Raw genomic sequence first — 15,003 nt, forward strand, 5'->3', positions numbered from 1 at the left:
ATTCGATAGGGGAAGCGTAAAGGCACAGTGCAGCTGTGCATGAGCACACATCAGTACGGTGCTGAAGAGTACAGTTTTACGCGAATTCTTAATTTCTCGCGAACTGTATTCCGCCTGATCGCGGCGGCGATTGCGTCACATTTTGGGGCAGGATGTACCGAGCACATGCAGGCGCAGCGATGTCGATACCCAGGAGGGCATGCGCCCGCCACAGATCGCGGCGGGCCAAAGTCACAACAACGAATATCCAAGCATTCAGAACTTGTGACGCACCCCCAGCATCACACCCAGCCGCGAGTTGTTGCCGTAGGTATTGCCCGAGTTGTTGAACGCGGCTGCACTATTCAGCGCAATCCAGGCACCTTGCAGGCGCGTGTAGTCCACTTCCGCATACACGTCGGTACGCTTGCTGAAGGCATAGTCGAGCATGCCGGCGGAGGTCAGGCGCTTGCCGCTGGCATCAAGATGCTTCATCCAGTCGTACTGCACGGTGCCGATGAAGCTCAACGCGCCGGAGATTGGCACCTTCGCGCCAACATAGGCGGCCTGGTTCTTGTAATCGGCCACGTCGAGGCGGCTGTTTGTGTAGCCCAGGTACCACGTGGCGATCGAGGTATCGAGCTTGCCGCCAAAACCCCAGACCGTCTGCTTGCTGGCCAGCGCCGCCGGCACCGCGCCGAAGAACGCCGAAGACACATCGCGCGTGACCTGGTACACCGCGCCTACTTCCGCCGACCCCATGCTGTAGACGATCGAACCTGCACCAGCCGAACTCTTGCTGAAGCTGCCGGTGGCCTCGCCAAAGGTCCACGCGCCGGCCAGCTGCAAGCCACCGAACGACTTGATGTACTTGACCGTGTTGTCGTAACGCAAGCCGGTGTAGTTGCCGCCCTGATAGCCGACGATGGAGTTGTTGGCAAACGCCATCGCTTCATACGAAGACAGCACCTCATGCGCCAGCGTGTACTGTCGGCCGAGGTAAAGCTTGCCGTAGTCGCCCTCCAGGCCGACGACCGCGGTGCGCCCAAACAGCCGGCCGCCCTGCTGACTACCACCGGTATCGGGAAAGAACCCCGATTCGAGGATGAATATGGCCTTGGTGCCGCCACCCAGATCCTCCGTGCCGCGCAAACCCCAGCGGCTGCCGGTCAGCACGCCGTCCATCATCTGCAGATTGCTGTTGCCCGCCGCATTCTCATGCGTGCTGTAGCGGATGGTGGTGTCGATCAGCCCATAGAGCGTGACACCGCCGGTGGATTGCGCCGCTGCCGGCAGGCTCGTGGCTCCGAGTACCAGTGCGGCGATCATTGTCTTGTTCATGGCTCCCCTGTCTCCTCTTTGATGTGATGGGGTTGAATGTGCGATGGCTGCCCGCGCAGCCATGGTGTTGCGTGGAACCCGCCCACAGCAGCACACGCCGTGGGCGTCAAGTCAAAGGTGTCGTGGTTTAGCGGTCAGCCGCTGTCGCGCCGGTGCGGCTCATCTGCGCTTGCACGGCCATGCGCACAGCCGCGTTTGCGGCGCCATAGCCCAGGTAGCCGTCGCGCTGGACGAGCTCGAAGAAGAAGCGCTCGCGGAAGGGCTCGGTGTAGACGTGCAGGAAATCGCCGTGGGGGTCGCGGTCGTAGAGCAACCCGTCGTCATGCAGGCGCGTGAGTAGCGTGTCGTCCAGGCCGAGCCTGGCGGCCACGTCGTCGTAGTAGTTCTCGGGCACGTGCAGCATGCGGGCCACGCTGCGGTCGATGGCCTCAACGGTGTCGAACAGCCGGTCCGTACGGAAGGCAATGTGATGCACGCCCGAGCCCGCATACGCGGCAATGAAGCGGCCGGTTGCCGTGTGCCCGCTTTCCGACACGTTGAGCGGAATCCGCAGGTTGCGGTCCGGGCTCACCATCGCCCGGCTTTTCACCAAGCCGTAGGGGTCGGCAATTTCCTGCACCGCTTCGGCCTGCATGCCGAAAACGGCGCGATAGAACAACACAAAGCTGTCGAGCCGATGCGCGGGCAGCGCCTGCGCAACGTGGTCGATCGAGGCCAATCCGGTGGCAGCGGACTGCGCTTCGGGCTGCAGAATGAAATCGCTCTCGTAGATACTGCGCTCGGCGAGGCGATCATCGATCAGATAGAGCAACGTGCCATCCGGTGCGCGCAACGCAGGAATGCTGCGCTCGCTCGGCCCCACCGGCCCGCGCCACTCCTGGCAGCACAACGCGCGGGCGCGTGTCATTGCGCGCTCGGCATCGTCCACCTTCAGGCCGATCGCGCAGACGGATGGCCCATGCAATTGGAAGTGTTCCGACGCTGCACTGTCCTGCTCCATGTTCAGGATCACATTCACGCCGCCCTGCCGGTACAGATCCACCGCCTTGGAGCGATGGTGGCCCGCAAGACCAAACCCCAACGCACGCAGGCGCGCCTCCAGCTCCCGCCCGGCAGTGGCATCCACGGCAAACTCCAGGAAATCCACGCCGGCAAAACGGGCGGGCTCAGGCAGCGCAACGCCACCGGCTTCCGACTCCAGCCAGATCAGCGATCGCATCCCGTCCAGGGCCGTCAAACGCGCAGGGGCGGAGCGAAACTCGTCATTGAAGACCTCCAGCGACAGTGGCCCCGCATAACCGGCGGCAAGCAGATCGCACGCAAACGCCGCGACAGGCAGATCGCCCTGCCCGGGGAAATTGCGGTGATGCCGGCTCCAGGACAGCACGTCCATCGACAGCTTGGGCGCATCCGCAAACTGCACGAAGAAGAGCTTGTCCGCAGGCACGTCTTGGATGCCATCCAACGTGTCACCCAGCGACAGCGTATGGAAGCTGTCCAGGATCAGCCCGAGCGCGGAGTGGTCGGCCTGCTGCACGATCTGCCATGCCTGACGCCAACGCCGGGTGTGCCGGCCCCAGGCGAGCGCCTCGTAACCCACGCGCAGCCCGCGTTGCGCAGCGGCTTCGGCCATCTGGCGCAGATCGTCCGCAGCACGCGCGGGGTCATCGATCGCGATGTCCTGCACGTTGCTGCACACCAGCACCGTCTCGACACCCAGTTCAGCCATCACGTCGAACTTGCGCTGGGCGCGCGCCAGATTGCGGGCGAGCAGATCCTGCGGCATCGCCTCGAAATCGCGAAACGGCTGGTACAGCATGATCGCCAGCCCCAGGTCTGCCGCCATCTGTCGTACGCGCGCCGGCGAGCCGTCAAAATTCAGCAGGTCGCTCTCAAAGATCTCGATGCCGTCAAACCCGGCAGCAGCAGCCGCTTCCAGTTTCTCGGGCAACGTGCCAGACAGGCACACGGTGGCGATGCATTTGGGGCGGGGGCCCGGGCGAAGCGGATTCATGGCGATGCGGTGGTCAGACGATGCCCGCAGCGTAGGTGGGCACCCCGTGCGCTCACAAGCGGCATTCGCGCAACAGCGTTCGATAATCGTACAATCATGCGCACATATCGCACGTTCCTAGGGTTATCGCCATGAAGAAAGAACCGCTCGATCGGCGCGACTGGATCGCCGGGCTGGAGAAAGGGCTTGCCATCCTTGAGGCGTTCGACCACGAGCATCCACGCCTGACCCCCACGCAGGCGGCCGAGCTGACCGGGCTGACGCGCACGGCCGCGCGCCGTTACCTGCTGACCCTGGAGCACCTCGGTTACCTCACCAGCGAAGGCACGCTCTTCAGCCTGACGCCGCGCGTGCTGAAGGTGGGGTGGTCCTACTTTGACTCGGCCCGCTTGCCCCGCACGGTGCAGCCATTCCTGCAGCAGGTGACGGCAGCCGTTGGTGAGGTGGCGTACCTGAGCGTGCTCGACGACTGGGAGCTGGTGTTCATCTCGCGCACCAGCACGAGCCGCGTGATGAGCACGGGCTTCGTGCTAGGGGCACGTGTGCCAGCGCCGCTTGCATCCGCCGGGGTGATGATGCTGGCCGCGCAGCCCGAGCAGGCCGTCAAGGCATGGCTGGAGACCTGCGTGCTGACGCCCTATACGCCGTATACGATCCTGCAGCGCGAACGGCTGCTCGATGAAATTCGCAGGGCCAGTCGACAGGATTACGCCGTGGTCGAGCAGCAATTGCAGATCGGCGTGCGCGGCGTGGCGGTGCCGCTGCGCGATCGCCAAGGCAACGTGATTGCCGCGTTGAGCGTGAACATGCAAGTCGGCGAAGAGACCACGGAGCAGGCCTTGCAGCGCGTGCTGCAGGTGCTGCAGGACACCGCGCTGTCGATCATGCGGGTGTTGTAGGCCGACAGCCCATCACGCACTTTCCCGGCGCAATACCTCAACCCTTTGTCACGCGTACGGACTCGGAGAAACCCTTGAGTCGTACGTTATTCGCACCATGTTGTGCGATTATCGAACGTTTTCAGCCGGCAGCGGCTTGTGCCCCGCCATGGCGGCGGACTACGCTGCGGTGCGTGTACAGACGGCCCTTCATTGCACCACCTTCACGATAGGCCGCACAGATCAAAACCGGAGACCACCATGACCGCAGCCCCTGCCCACGAACCGCTGGGCAAGCACCAGTCGAAGAAAGCCGCCGCCAGCGGCTGGATCGGCTCGGCGCTCGAGTACTACGACTTCTTCATCTACGCCACCGCGGCGGCGCTGATCTTCCCGCAGATCTTCTTCCCCAAGGGGGATCCGAAGACGGCCATCGTCGCCTCACTGGCCACGTACGGCGTGGGGTATATCGCACGGCCGATCGGCGCGTTTGTGCTGGGCCATCTGGGCGACACGCACGGGCGCAAGAACGTCCTGCTGGTGTGCATGTTCCTGATGGGTTTTTCGACCATCGCCGTGGGTCTGCTGCCAACGTATGACCAAGTTGGGCTGTTGGCCCCCACATTGCTGGTCATCATGCGGCTGATCCAGGGTTTTGCCGTGGCCGGTGAAATTTCGGGCGCCAGTTCGATGATCCTGGAGCATGCACCGTTTGGCCGGCGCGGGTTCTTTGCGAGCTTTACGCTGCAGGGCGTGCAGGCCGGGCAGATCCTGGCGGCTGCCGTCTTCTTGCCGCTGGCGCACTACATGCCTGCCGAACAGTTCAACACCTGGGGCTGGCGCATTCCGTTCCTGCTGAGTTTCATCGTCATCGTCGCGGGCTACGTCATCCGCCGCGAAGTGCACGAAACGCCGGCCTTTACCGCTGAGCAACAGCAACAGGGCCGCCCTCGTTCGCCCATCCTCGAGGCGTTCAAATACAGCACGCCCGACATGCTGCGCGTGGTGTGCATGGCGCTGATGAACGTGATTCCGGTGGTGGCAACCATCTTCGGCGCAGCCTATGCGGTGCAACCGGCATACGGCATCGGCTTTGCCAAGGACATCTACCTGTGGATTCCGGTGGTGGGCAACATCGTCGCCGTGCTGGTCATTCCGTATGTGGGCGACCTGTCCGACCGCGTCGGCCGCAAGCCGCCCATCGTGATCGGCTCGCTGCTTGCCGGCCTGCTCGCGTTTGGCTATCTGTATGCCATCAGCATCAAGAATGTGCCGCTGGCGTTTGGCATGTCGATTCTGATGTGGGGCGTGGTCTACCAGGGCTACAACGCGGTGTTCCCGAGTTTCTATCCCGAGCTGTTCCCGACGCGCACCCGCGTGTCGGCGATGGCGATTTCGCAAAACATCGGCACCGCCATCACCGCCATGCTGCCGGCCCTCTTCACGGCCGTGGCGCCCCCGGGGTCGGACAACATCTGGCTGACCGTTGGCGCCATCGCCTTCGGCGTGACCATCATTGCCGCCGTGGCCGCCATGAGCGCGCGCGAAACCTACCGCATCCACATGGAAGACCTGGGCCAGCCAGCCGCGCAACCCGTCGATAAAGCCGAATACGCCCGCCAGCGGGCCGGCGCTCTGGCCGCCTGAAACACGCACCTCCTGAACCATGATTTCTGGAAAAACCACCCTCATCGCCCACATCGGCGACCCGACCGAGACCTTCAAGTCGCCGATGATCTACAACCCCTGGTTCGAACAGAAGGGCATCGACGCCGTTGTGGTGCCCATGGGGGTCAAGGCGGAGGACTACACGCAGAGCCTCCAGTCGATCTTCCGCTTCACCAATCTGCGCGGCGCACTGATCACCATGCCGCACAAGGTGACCACGGTCGATCTGGTCGATGAGGTGACGCCCGCTGTGCGCATTGCCGGCGCGTGCAACGCGGTGCTCAAGCGCGAAGACGGCACGCTGCTGGGCGACCAGTTTGATGGCGCAGGCTTTGTGCGCGGCGTGCTGCGCAAGGGGCACAAATTGGAAGGCGCGCGCGTGCTGCTCTCCGGTGCGGGGGGTGTGGGCTCGGCGATTGCCGCGTCCCTGGCCGCCGCCGGTGTGGGCGAGCTGGCTCTGTACGACACGCGCGCAGCCTCGGCTGAATCGCTGGGCCGGCGTCTGCGTGAGCACTACCCGGCGTTGGTGGTGCACACCGGCTCGAATGACCCGGACGGCTTCGACGTCGTCGTCAACGCCACCCCGGTGGGCATGAAGGACGACGACCCGCTGCCCTTCGACGTATCACGCATCGCGCCCAGCTGCTTTGTCGGCGAGGTGGTCATGAAATCGGAATTCACCCCGTTGCTGCGCGCGGCGCTCGACAAGGGCTGCGAAGTCCAGGTGGGCACCGACATGCTGTTCGAGATGATTCCCGCCTACCTGGAATTCTTCGGCTTTGGCACCGCAACTGCAGAAGAACTGCGGCGTACGGCAGCCATTGCCTACTGAGTTCGATGACGCGTCGCCCGCTGAGCTTTGCCCTGCTGCTGCCGCTGTTGCTGTCTGCGCAGCCGGTGGCGACCGACAGCTACCTCCCCGCCCTGCCCGCGATTGCCCAGGCGCTGGGCTCGGCCAGCACGAGCCTCACGGTCTTCGCGCTGGCCTTTGGCATTGGGCAACTGCCGATGGGCAGCCTTGCCGATCGGTTTGGCCGCCGACAGGTCCTGCTGATCGGGCTGGCGTGCTACGCCCTTGCGGCGCTGGCCGGCGCCCTGTCGATGACCGCGCCAATGCTGACGGCAGCGCGTGCCATGCAGGGTTTCGCCATGGCGGCCATCCTGGTGTGCGCACGTGCGGCCGTACGCGATCTGCATCCGGCGCGCGACGGCCCACATGTGATGGCGCGTGGTCTCACCGGGCTGGGTTTCGTGGCATTGGCGGCGCCGATTCTGGGCGCCTTTGTCGCGCAGCATGCCGGTTGGCGCTGGGTGCTCGCGGGCATGAGCGGCTATGCGCTCGTGCTGTGGGCGATGTGCTGGTACGGCTTTGCCGAGACCCGGCAAGACACACACACCCAGGCCGGCGGGGTGCGCGAGATCTTTGCCAGCGCGGACTTCCGCGTCTGGGGGCTGCTGGCCGCCACGACCTACGCCGGCATGTTCTGCTTCCTGCTGCTCTCGCCGATGGTCTACATCGCCTACCTCGGCCTGTCGCCCGCGCTGTATGGCTGGATACCGGCCGGCGGCTCGCTCGTCTATATCGTGAGTACGACCGTTTGCCGGCGCCTGCTGCGTCACCAAAGCCTCGTGCGGACCGTGCAACAAGGCGCAACGCTCAGCCTATGCGGTGCCGGCATCCAGGCGCTGGGCTGCTGGCTACTCCCCGGGGAGGCATGGCCGCTGCTGCTTGGGCACGGCGTCTATTGCATGGGGCACGGCATCCATCAGCCTTGCGGCCAGGCAGGCGCGGTGGGCGAACTTCCGCATCTTGCGGGGCGCGCGGTGTCATGGTCGGGCTTCATCATGATGCTGGCCGCCTTCTGCCTGGGGCAAACGGCTGCCGCCTTTGACAACCCATCGCACAGCCTGGGCGCGTGGCCGATGGTCGTGCCGATGATGCTTGCCGGCACGGTGCTGGCGTCGATCGCCTTCGTGTGGCTGCCAAGGCTACCGCGTCCATCGAATCTGCAAAGGGTTGCCGCATAGCCGCAGGTGCGTGCGCATTGCCACAGGCGTGGTACACAATGCGGAGTTCTCACTCTTTGCTCAGCTACAGGAGTTCACACATGGGCCGCAATGCCGACTTGCCGTTCAAGACCGCCGGCCTGGAGTTTGTCGAGTTCGCCACCCAGGAGCCGACCGCACTGGGGCAGATGTTCCAATCGTTTGGCTTCAAGGCCATCGCGCGCCACGTGAGCAAAGACGTGACGCTGTACCGGCAGGGCGACATGAACTTCCTCGTCAACGCAGAGGCCGACTCCTTCGCCTACCGTTGGGCCGAGGAATACGGCGTGGGCATCTGCGCGATCGGCATCCGCGTCGATGATGCGCAGCGCGCCTATGACCGTGCTGTCGAACTGGGCGCATGGCCGGCCGAGGCCGAGCCGATCGGCCCGAGTGAACTGGTCATCCCTGCCATCCAGGGCGTGGGCGATACGCACCTGTATTTTGTCGATCGCTGGCGCGGCAAGCACGGCGCCAAGGGCGGCCTGGGCGACATCTCCATCTACGACATCGACTTCCGGCCGCTGGACCCAGCCACCGCGCATGAAGACTGGCACCACGCTGGTGTTGGGCTTGCGCGGGTCGACCACTTGACGCAAACCGTCGGCGCCGGCCGGCTGCAGGATTGGATCGATTTCTATCGCACCCAACTGGGCTTTAGCGAAATCCACGAGCTGCACGCCAATTGGCATGTCGCGCCGGATTCCCGCGTGATGGTGTCGTCGTGCGGCACGATCCGGATTCCGCTCTACGAAGAAGGCACGCACCGCGCCCACCTGATGCACGCCTACCTGCCCGACCACCCCGGCGAAGGCGTGCAACACATTGCACTGGCCACCGACGACATCCTGCACACGGCAGCCGCGCTGGCGGCCAACGGCCTCACCTTTGTCGAGCCGCCTGCGCACTATTACGACACGGTCGATGCACGCCTGCCCGGGCATGGCCTGGATCTCGGTGCCCTGCGCCAGTACGGCATCCTCATCGATGGCGAGATCGTCGACGGCGTGCCCAAGCTGTTCCTACAGACCTTTGTCAAACGCCACCCGGGCGAAATCTTCTTCGAGATCGTGCAGCGGCGTGGGCACCATGGCTTCGGCGAGGGCAATCTGCCCGTGCTGACCGCGGCGGCCTGACCCGCTTCCGCCCAGCCATGAAAAAAGCCCGCCGAAACTCTGGCGGGCTTTTTTGTGGTGCGGTGCCGATCAGTAACCGGCAGCCAACCCCGTATTGCGACGCGGATCATTCGCGCCATAGAACTTGTTGTTGCCCACCGGCTTGCCGCCCAGCGACGGCGCACCAACGATGATGGCCGCCAGGTGGTTGGCCGGCTGCGGCGCCCCCAGGTTGTGGCCCATGTCGGTCAGCACCTTGCGCGTGTCCGGCGACAGCGCGTACGGCTCGACGTTGGTCACATCCGGCAGCCATTGCTGGTGGAAGCGCGGCATATCCACGGCTTCCTGCACGTTCATGTCGTAGTCGATGGCGTTGATCATGGTCAGCATGACGGCCGTGATGATGCGGCTGCCACCCGGCGTGCCCACCACCATGACAGGCTTGCCGTCCTTGGTCACGATGGTCGGGCTCATAGAAGACAGCGGACGCTTGCCCGGGGCGATCGAGTTGGCTTGACCCTGCACCAGACCGTACAGGTTCGGCACGCCGACCTTGGCGGTGAAGTCATCCATCTCGTCGTTCAGGATCACGCCCGTCTTGGCGGCCGTGACCTTGGCGCCAAACCAGTCATTGAGCGTGTACGTGACCGACACGGCGTTGCCGTACTTGTCCGCAATCGAGTAGTGCGTCGTGTTGCTGCCCTCATGCGGCTCTACGCCCGGCTTGATGTCCTTCGACACGCCCGCCTTCTTCGGGTCGATCACGGCACGGATCTTGGCCGCGTAATCCTTGCTCAGCAGGCGGTCCAGCGGGTTCTTCACGAAATCCGGGTCGCCCAGGTAGCTGTTGCGGTCCACATAGGCGTGGCGCATGGCTTCGATCTGGTAGTGCGTCGCCTGCGCGGAGTGCCAGCCCAGTTCCTTGAGCGGATAGCCTTCCAGAATGTTGAGCATCTCGCAGATGATCACGCCGCCCGAGCTCGGGGGCGGTGCGGAGACCACGTGGTAGCCGCGGTAATCGCACTCGACCGGCGCCAGTTCACGCGTCTTGTAGCTCGTCAGGTCTGCCATCGTAATCAGACCGCCACCGGCCTTGCTCGATGCAGCAATGGCCTCCCCGACCCAGCCCTTGTAGAAGCCGTCGGTGCCCTTGTTGCTGATCTCGCGCAGTGTCTTGGCTAGGTCATGCTGCACCAGCTTCTCACCCACCTGGAAGGGCTGGCCCTTGTTCAGGAAGATCGCGCCCGAGGCGGCATCTTCCTGGAAGTCCTTGGTGGAGGTGTGCAGCATGTCGACGTCGCCCTGGTCGAGGGTGAAACCCTTTTCAGCCAGTGCGATGGACGGTGCGATCAATGCAGCGCGTTGCATGGTGCCGTACTTTTGGCGTGCGTACTCCATGCCCGACACCGTGCCCGGCACGCCCACGGCCAGATGGCCCTTGGTAGAGGCGCCCTTGATGACGTTGCCGTCCTTGTCCAGGTACATGTTGGCGGTGGCGGCCTTCGGCGCGACTTCACGGAAGTCGAGGAAGGTCTTGCGGCCATCGGCCAGCTGGATGGTCATGAAACCACCGCCGCCCAAATTGCCGGCAGCGGGATAAACCACGGCCAGCGCATAGCCAACTGCCACGGCCGCGTCGACTGCGTTACCGCCGCGCTTGAGCACGTCCACGCCCACCATGGTGGCGAGGTGCTGCGCGGAGACGACCATTCCGTTTTCTGCGGCAACCGGCGCCACGGAGGCGGCGTATGAGGGGGCAACGGCAGCGATGCTGACCGATGCGATTGCGGCGGCGATCCACCGCATGCCTGTTCTTGGATTCTGCATAGGAGCTCCTTGGGTACCTTCATGGACGCCAGTCGTGCCGGCGTCGTGTTATGGCGCGCGAAACGTTATCAGGCAGCGCGCTCGGGCACTATAGCCTCATCCCCGTATTGACGCCTTGCGCAGGCGGTGGGCCGCACGGCGTTAGCCCAGCGGCACCTCGAGCCCGACCTTCACGCGATTGAGCACGACGGCCGTGCGGTACCACTTGATGCTGTCGTTGTCGTCGAACATGCGGCGCGCCAGGGCTTCGTATTCCGTCATCGTGGCCACGTTGAGGATGAGCACGAAGTCAGCCTCGCCGGTCACGTAATAGCACTGCTGCACCTCGGGGACAGACAACGCTTTCTTGAGTGCAACCATGGCTGCGGTATTGGTGCGCTCCGCATGCACCTCGACGATCACGGTAATAGGCTTGGCCACCCGCTCCGGGTCCACCACCGCCACGTTGCCGACGATGACGCCCGCCTCTTCCATTCGCTTGATGCGCCGCTGCACGGCGGCGGTCGACAGATTCACCTGCTCCCCAATCACACGTAGCGGCGTGGTGTAGCACCGTTGCACGGCGTTGAGGATGGCGATGTCGAAGGTGTCGAGTTCGAGCGGTTTCTGCGCGGCCATGACAGGCTCAAGGTGAGAAATTTTTGCGTCTGGCCACGCAGAATAGCGGAATTTGCTCTGCAGACGTGACATAGGATTTCGTGATCATTGGTTTGCAGAGGCCCCTCCCATGCACTGGCATTCACAGCTCGTCGACCCGGAAACGCTGGCCCCGGGCGGCTTTCGTTCGCTGGCGACACCGGTCTACCGCGGCTCAACCGTGTTGTTCGACAATGCGGCAGAGGTGGTGGACGATTGGCGCAATGCCCAACACGGCTACACCTACGGTCTTTACGGCACGCCCACAGCCATTGAACTGGGTGCGCGGATCGCGCAATTGGAACGTGCTCGCCATAGCTTTATCGTGCCGGGTGGGCAGGCGGCCATCGCCCTCGTCTATCTGGCCTGCTGCGGCGCGGGCAGCCACGCGCTGGTGCCGTTCAACGCCTATGGGCCCAACCGCGCCATGGCCGATGGCCTGCTCAAACGCATGGGCATCGAGGTGCAAACGTACGACCCGCTCATCGGCGCCGGCATTGCAGCACTCATCCGCCCGAACACGACGCTCGTCTGGACCGAAAGCCCTGGCTCGGTCACGATGGAAGTGCAGGACGTGCCGGCCATCGTGGCGGCGGCGCACGCGCGCGGCGTGCCGGTTGCGCTCGACAACACGTATACGGCTGGCGTGTATTTCGACGCCTTCGCCCACGGGGTCGACATCAGCATGCAGGCGCTGACCAAGTACGTGGGCGGCCACAGCGACCTGTTGCTCGGCTCGGTCTCGGTCAACTCGGAAGCCATGTTCGAGCGCGTGGGGAGTGCGTTTGCCGACCTGGGCATGGGCGCATCGCCCGATGACTGCAGCTTGGCACTGCGCGGCCTGCAAACCTTGGGGCTGCGGCTGGAGCGCCTGCAGGCCTCCACGCTGGCGGTGGCGCGCTGGCTGCATCTGCAGGACTGCATTGCCACCGTGCTGCATCCAGCGTTGCCGTCATGCCCGGGGCACGAATTCTGGAGGCGCGACTTTACCGGCGCGACCAGCGTGTTCTCGGTGGTGTTTCAGGAGAGCGTGTCCGCCGCACAGGTCAATGCATTTATTGATGCGCTACGTGTGTTCCGGATTGGCATGAGCTGGGGCGGCACAAGCAGCCTGGTGATGCCGTATCCCGATCTGGTACGTCCGAATCGGCACTATCGCGGCCGCCTGGTGCGGCTCAATGTCGGACTGGAGGCGCCAGAAGACCTGATAGCCGATCTGCGGCAAGCCATGGCGCACGCGTTCACCACCCAGCAGGCTGTCACTGCGTAGCGCCCATTGCATCAATCAGCCGACACAAACGGCGGCGCCCGCCGCCGCACCGGCTGGGCCTTGACGATGGCTGTGTTGGTCTCGGCGTGATCGGCTACACGATCGAGGATGTGGTCGAGCTGGTCGATCGAGCGCACATACAGCCGGGCGATAAAGCAATCCTCGCCCGTGACCTTGTCGCATTCGCCGATCTCCGGAATCTCTTCGATCAGCTTCTGCACGATATGCAGCTTGCCCGGCATGGGCCGCACCCGCACGATGGCCTGCAGCGTGTAGCCCAGCGCTTTCGGGTCAATGTCGACCGTGTAATGGCGGATAACGCCGCGCTCTTCCAACCGGCGCAGACGCTCCGACACACTGGGGGACGACAGCCCCACCTGCTCGGCCAGTTGCTTGAGCGAGCTACGGGAATCGGTCAGCAGGACATCCAGAATCCGCTGATCCAGCGCATCAATCGTGCTCATTGCACCTCCCAACGGCCATTGGTGTCTTTGGCCTTATTTCATTAGCAAGAACCATCAGTTTGCCTCAGAAAAGCAATGGAAGTCAGGCAATGCGCGTGCGATCCTTCTTGCATACAAAAACACGGGGCAGCTTCATGAACGACAAGACACGCGGCACGGTCGAGATGACCACCGCCATGACGATTTCCGGGACGATCGGCTGGTTCGTGGTCCGCTCCGGTCAACCGGTGATGGACGTGGTGTTCTGGCGCTGCCTGTTCGGCGCGCTCACGCTGCTGGCGGTGTGCGCGGGGCTGGGGTTGCTGCGCGGCGCCATCACCTGGAAGCGCGCCGGCATTGCCGCATTGGGTGGGGTGGCCATCGTCATCAACTGGCTGCTGCTGTTTGCTGCGTATCCGCGGGCGTCCATCTCGATTGCCACGGCGGTCTACAACACGCAGCCGTTCATGCTGGTGGGACTGGGTGCCCTGTTTCTATCGGAGCGGCTGACGGCAGCCAAGCTGACCTGGCTGGCCATCGCCTTTGTCGGGGTCGTGCTGATCGTGCAAGTGGGGCCGGCGGCGGCTAGCGGCACGGACTACCTGATGGGCATCGCGCTGGCGCTGGGTGCGGCGTTTGCCTATGCGGTGGCGGCCATCATCACCAAGAAGCTGGCCGGCACGCCACCGCACCTGATTGCGCTCATCCAGGTGTGCGTGGGCGTGCTGATGCTGGCGCCGCTGGCCAACTTGACGCACCCGCCGGCCGATGCCCATACGTGGGTGTTGCTGGTGACAGTGGGCGTGGTGCACACCGGGCTGATGTACATCCTGCTTTACGGCGCCATTCAGCGGTTGCCGACGCATCTGACGGGGTCGCTGTCGTTCATCTACCCGATCGTTGCGATTGCCGTTGACATCCTTGCCTTCGGGCATCGGCTGCAGTTGGCGCAGTTTCTGGGGGCGGGGGCTATCCTGCTGGCGGCGGCGGGCATGAACCTGGGTTGGTCGCCTTATCTGTGGTTGCGTCGATGGCTGCGCCCGGGTGCAGATTCGGCCGCTGTCAAATAATGCAATACGCTTAAGCCCCCACAACACGAATCCGCTGCCCAACTGCTGTTATTCTTGTGCGTTTTCCGCCGGCCACCCGGGCGCGCCCTGCGCCCGTCTCTCTCTCTTGACGCCGGACGGACGCAGAACTCCAGAACATACGCACAAGATGAAGGAAGGCCACCCGCCACAACCGGGCCGCGAGGCCGCGATCGCCTGGATCCAGGAACAAATGCAAACCTATGCGCTGTCGGTCGAAGACCTGCAGGCACGAGGCTGCTTCGATTTACCGCCCCCACCCGCCGGCCCTATCTATATGAGCGCCGACGGTCAGCATTGGGACGGCGCAGGCGACATGCCCGACTGGCTGCAGCGCGCAGTGAATGCCGGACAGAGCATCGAGCATTTCCGCGTAAGCTAAAGAAAGCGGTGCCCATCTGGGGTAGCCACTGGCGGCGCATTGCAAATGCGTCGCGCGCAATCTATTGGCGTCCACCCTGTTCTGCCTGAAGGCGGCCCATTTCGGGTCGCCTTTTTTCTTGGGCAATGCGGTTTTTCGCCCTCCAAAAAAAATTTTCGTTTTCCGTATCAGGAATCTGTCAGTGCGGCGACCAAGTTGCACGGAACGCGTTTGCGCACTACCGCAGCGCACCGTACGGCAAAGACGGGCAATCACGCCCTGTCCCCGTCAATGACACCTGCTCAATCAAGGAGAACGAAAATGAAACAACAAGCCA

14 protein-coding genes are annotated in these 15,003 nt (G+C 63.8%); 9 read left to right on the forward strand and 5 right to left on the reverse strand.

The annotated features are described in order from the left end of the window. Positions 1-255 precede the first annotated feature (255 nt). Together C404_RS30850 and C404_RS30855 are read right to left on the reverse strand one after the other, a co-directional pair. Complete coding sequence (locus tag C404_RS30850) at positions 256-1,320, reverse strand: porin (protein ID WP_021192522.1); 1,065 nt, start codon at positions 1,318-1,320, stop codon at positions 256-258. A gap of 127 nt (positions 1,321-1,447) precedes the next feature. Further along, positions 1,448-3,334 carry a bifunctional sugar phosphate isomerase/epimerase/4-hydroxyphenylpyruvate dioxygenase family protein gene (locus tag C404_RS30855; RefSeq protein WP_021192523.1) on the reverse strand — a complete coding sequence of 629 codons (1,887 nt, stop codon included), beginning with the start codon at positions 3,332-3,334 and terminating at the stop codon, positions 1,448-1,450. A 131-nt stretch (positions 3,335-3,465) separates the two neighbouring features. Between C404_RS30855 and C404_RS30860 the strand changes: the two genes are divergently transcribed. The 5 genes from C404_RS30860 to C404_RS30880 all read left to right on the forward strand — a co-directional run bounded on the left by C404_RS30860 (position 3,466) and on the right by C404_RS30880 (position 9,062). Further along, positions 3,466-4,233 carry an IclR family transcriptional regulator domain-containing protein gene (locus C404_RS30860; protein ID WP_021192524.1) on the forward strand — a complete coding sequence of 256 codons (768 nt, stop codon included), beginning with the start codon at positions 3,466-3,468 and terminating at the stop codon, positions 4,231-4,233. A 240-nt stretch (positions 4,234-4,473) separates the two neighbouring features. Beyond that, complete coding sequence (locus C404_RS30865; protein ID WP_021192525.1) at positions 4,474-5,859, forward strand: MFS transporter; 1,386 nt, start codon at positions 4,474-4,476, stop codon at positions 5,857-5,859. Positions 5,860-5,878: 19 nt separating this feature from the next. Beyond that, the gene (locus C404_RS30870) at positions 5,879-6,712 is read left to right on the forward strand and encodes a shikimate dehydrogenase family protein (RefSeq protein ID WP_021192526.1); all 834 of its coding nucleotides are present in this window, start codon (positions 5,879-5,881) and stop codon (positions 6,710-6,712) included. Between the two features lie 5 nt (positions 6,713-6,717). Then, on the forward strand, positions 6,718-7,908 hold the full coding sequence (locus tag C404_RS30875) for an MFS transporter (protein ID WP_021192527.1): 1,191 nt from the start codon (positions 6,718-6,720) through the stop codon (positions 7,906-7,908). 80 nt (positions 7,909-7,988) lie between these two features. Then, positions 7,989-9,062 (forward strand): 4-hydroxyphenylpyruvate dioxygenase family protein, encoded by a 1,074-nt coding sequence (locus C404_RS30880; protein ID WP_021192528.1) that lies wholly within the window; start codon positions 7,989-7,991, stop codon positions 9,060-9,062. A gap of 69 nt (positions 9,063-9,131) precedes the next feature. Here C404_RS30880 and ggt read toward each other — a convergent pair whose 3' ends face one another. Together ggt and C404_RS30890 are read right to left on the reverse strand one after the other, a co-directional pair. Continuing rightward, the gene (gene ggt, locus C404_RS30885) at positions 9,132-10,868 is read right to left on the reverse strand and encodes a gamma-glutamyltransferase (RefSeq protein WP_031328620.1); all 1,737 of its coding nucleotides are present in this window, start codon (positions 10,866-10,868) and stop codon (positions 9,132-9,134) included. A 141-nt stretch (positions 10,869-11,009) separates the two neighbouring features. Next, the gene (locus tag C404_RS30890) at positions 11,010-11,486 is read right to left on the reverse strand and encodes an Lrp/AsnC family transcriptional regulator (RefSeq protein WP_021192530.1); all 477 of its coding nucleotides are present in this window, start codon (positions 11,484-11,486) and stop codon (positions 11,010-11,012) included. A 109-nt stretch (positions 11,487-11,595) separates the two neighbouring features. Between C404_RS30890 and C404_RS30895 the strand changes: the two genes are divergently transcribed. Then, positions 11,596-12,774, forward strand: coding sequence for a cystathionine beta-lyase (locus tag C404_RS30895; RefSeq protein ID WP_021192531.1), 1,179 nt, complete (start codon positions 11,596-11,598; stop codon positions 12,772-12,774). 11 nt (positions 12,775-12,785) lie between these two features. Here C404_RS30895 and C404_RS30900 read toward each other — a convergent pair whose 3' ends face one another. Further along, complete coding sequence (locus C404_RS30900; RefSeq protein ID WP_021192532.1) at positions 12,786-13,238, reverse strand: Lrp/AsnC family transcriptional regulator; 453 nt, start codon at positions 13,236-13,238, stop codon at positions 12,786-12,788. A gap of 134 nt (positions 13,239-13,372) precedes the next feature. Here C404_RS30900 and C404_RS30905 point away from each other — a divergent pair, with 134 nt between their 5' ends. From C404_RS30905 to C404_RS60530, 3 genes are all read left to right on the forward strand, one after another. Next, complete coding sequence (locus C404_RS30905) at positions 13,373-14,287, forward strand: DMT family transporter (RefSeq protein WP_031328621.1); 915 nt, start codon at positions 13,373-13,375, stop codon at positions 14,285-14,287. Positions 14,288-14,435: 148 nt separating this feature from the next. Continuing rightward, on the forward strand, positions 14,436-14,687 hold the full coding sequence (locus C404_RS30910; protein ID WP_021192534.1) for an H-NS family nucleoid-associated regulatory protein: 252 nt from the start codon (positions 14,436-14,438) through the stop codon (positions 14,685-14,687). A gap of 45 nt (positions 14,688-14,732) precedes the next feature. Beyond that, on the forward strand, positions 14,733-15,003 hold a 271-nt coding region (locus tag C404_RS60530), incomplete at its 3' end, for a hypothetical protein (protein WP_235180598.1).

It is taken from the genome of Ralstonia sp. AU12-08, assembly GCF_000442475.1.
Taxonomy (GTDB): domain Bacteria; phylum Pseudomonadota; class Gammaproteobacteria; order Burkholderiales; family Burkholderiaceae; genus Ralstonia; species Ralstonia insidiosa.

Bases quoted from the DNA above. Each gene is read 5' to 3' on its own strand.
- C404_RS30850 (WP_021192522.1), bottom strand. From the start codon at position 1,320: ATGAACAAGACAATGATCGCCGCACTGGTACTCGGAGCCACGAGCCTG.
- C404_RS30855 (WP_021192523.1), bottom strand. From the start codon at position 3,334: ATGAATCCGCTTCGCCCGGGCCCCCGCCCCAAATGCATCGCCACCGTG.
- C404_RS30860 (WP_021192524.1), top strand. From the start codon at position 3,466: ATGAAGAAAGAACCGCTCGATCGGCGCGACTGGATCGCCGGGCTGGAG.
- C404_RS30865 (WP_021192525.1), top strand. From the start codon at position 4,474: ATGACCGCAGCCCCTGCCCACGAACCGCTGGGCAAGCACCAGTCGAAG.
- C404_RS30870 (WP_021192526.1), top strand. From the start codon at position 5,879: ATGATTTCTGGAAAAACCACCCTCATCGCCCACATCGGCGACCCGACC.
- C404_RS30875 (WP_021192527.1), top strand. From the start codon at position 6,718: ATGACGCGTCGCCCGCTGAGCTTTGCCCTGCTGCTGCCGCTGTTGCTG.
- C404_RS30880 (WP_021192528.1), top strand. From the start codon at position 7,989: ATGGGCCGCAATGCCGACTTGCCGTTCAAGACCGCCGGCCTGGAGTTT.
- ggt (WP_031328620.1), bottom strand. From the start codon at position 10,868: ATGCAGAATCCAAGAACAGGCATGCGGTGGATCGCCGCCGCAATCGCA.
- C404_RS30890 (WP_021192530.1), bottom strand. From the start codon at position 11,486: ATGGCCGCGCAGAAACCGCTCGAACTCGACACCTTCGACATCGCCATC.
- C404_RS30895 (WP_021192531.1), top strand. From the start codon at position 11,596: ATGCACTGGCATTCACAGCTCGTCGACCCGGAAACGCTGGCCCCGGGC.
- C404_RS30900 (WP_021192532.1), bottom strand. From the start codon at position 13,238: ATGAGCACGATTGATGCGCTGGATCAGCGGATTCTGGATGTCCTGCTG.
- C404_RS30905 (WP_031328621.1), top strand. From the start codon at position 13,373: ATGAACGACAAGACACGCGGCACGGTCGAGATGACCACCGCCATGACG.
- C404_RS30910 (WP_021192534.1), top strand. From the start codon at position 14,436: ATGAAGGAAGGCCACCCGCCACAACCGGGCCGCGAGGCCGCGATCGCC.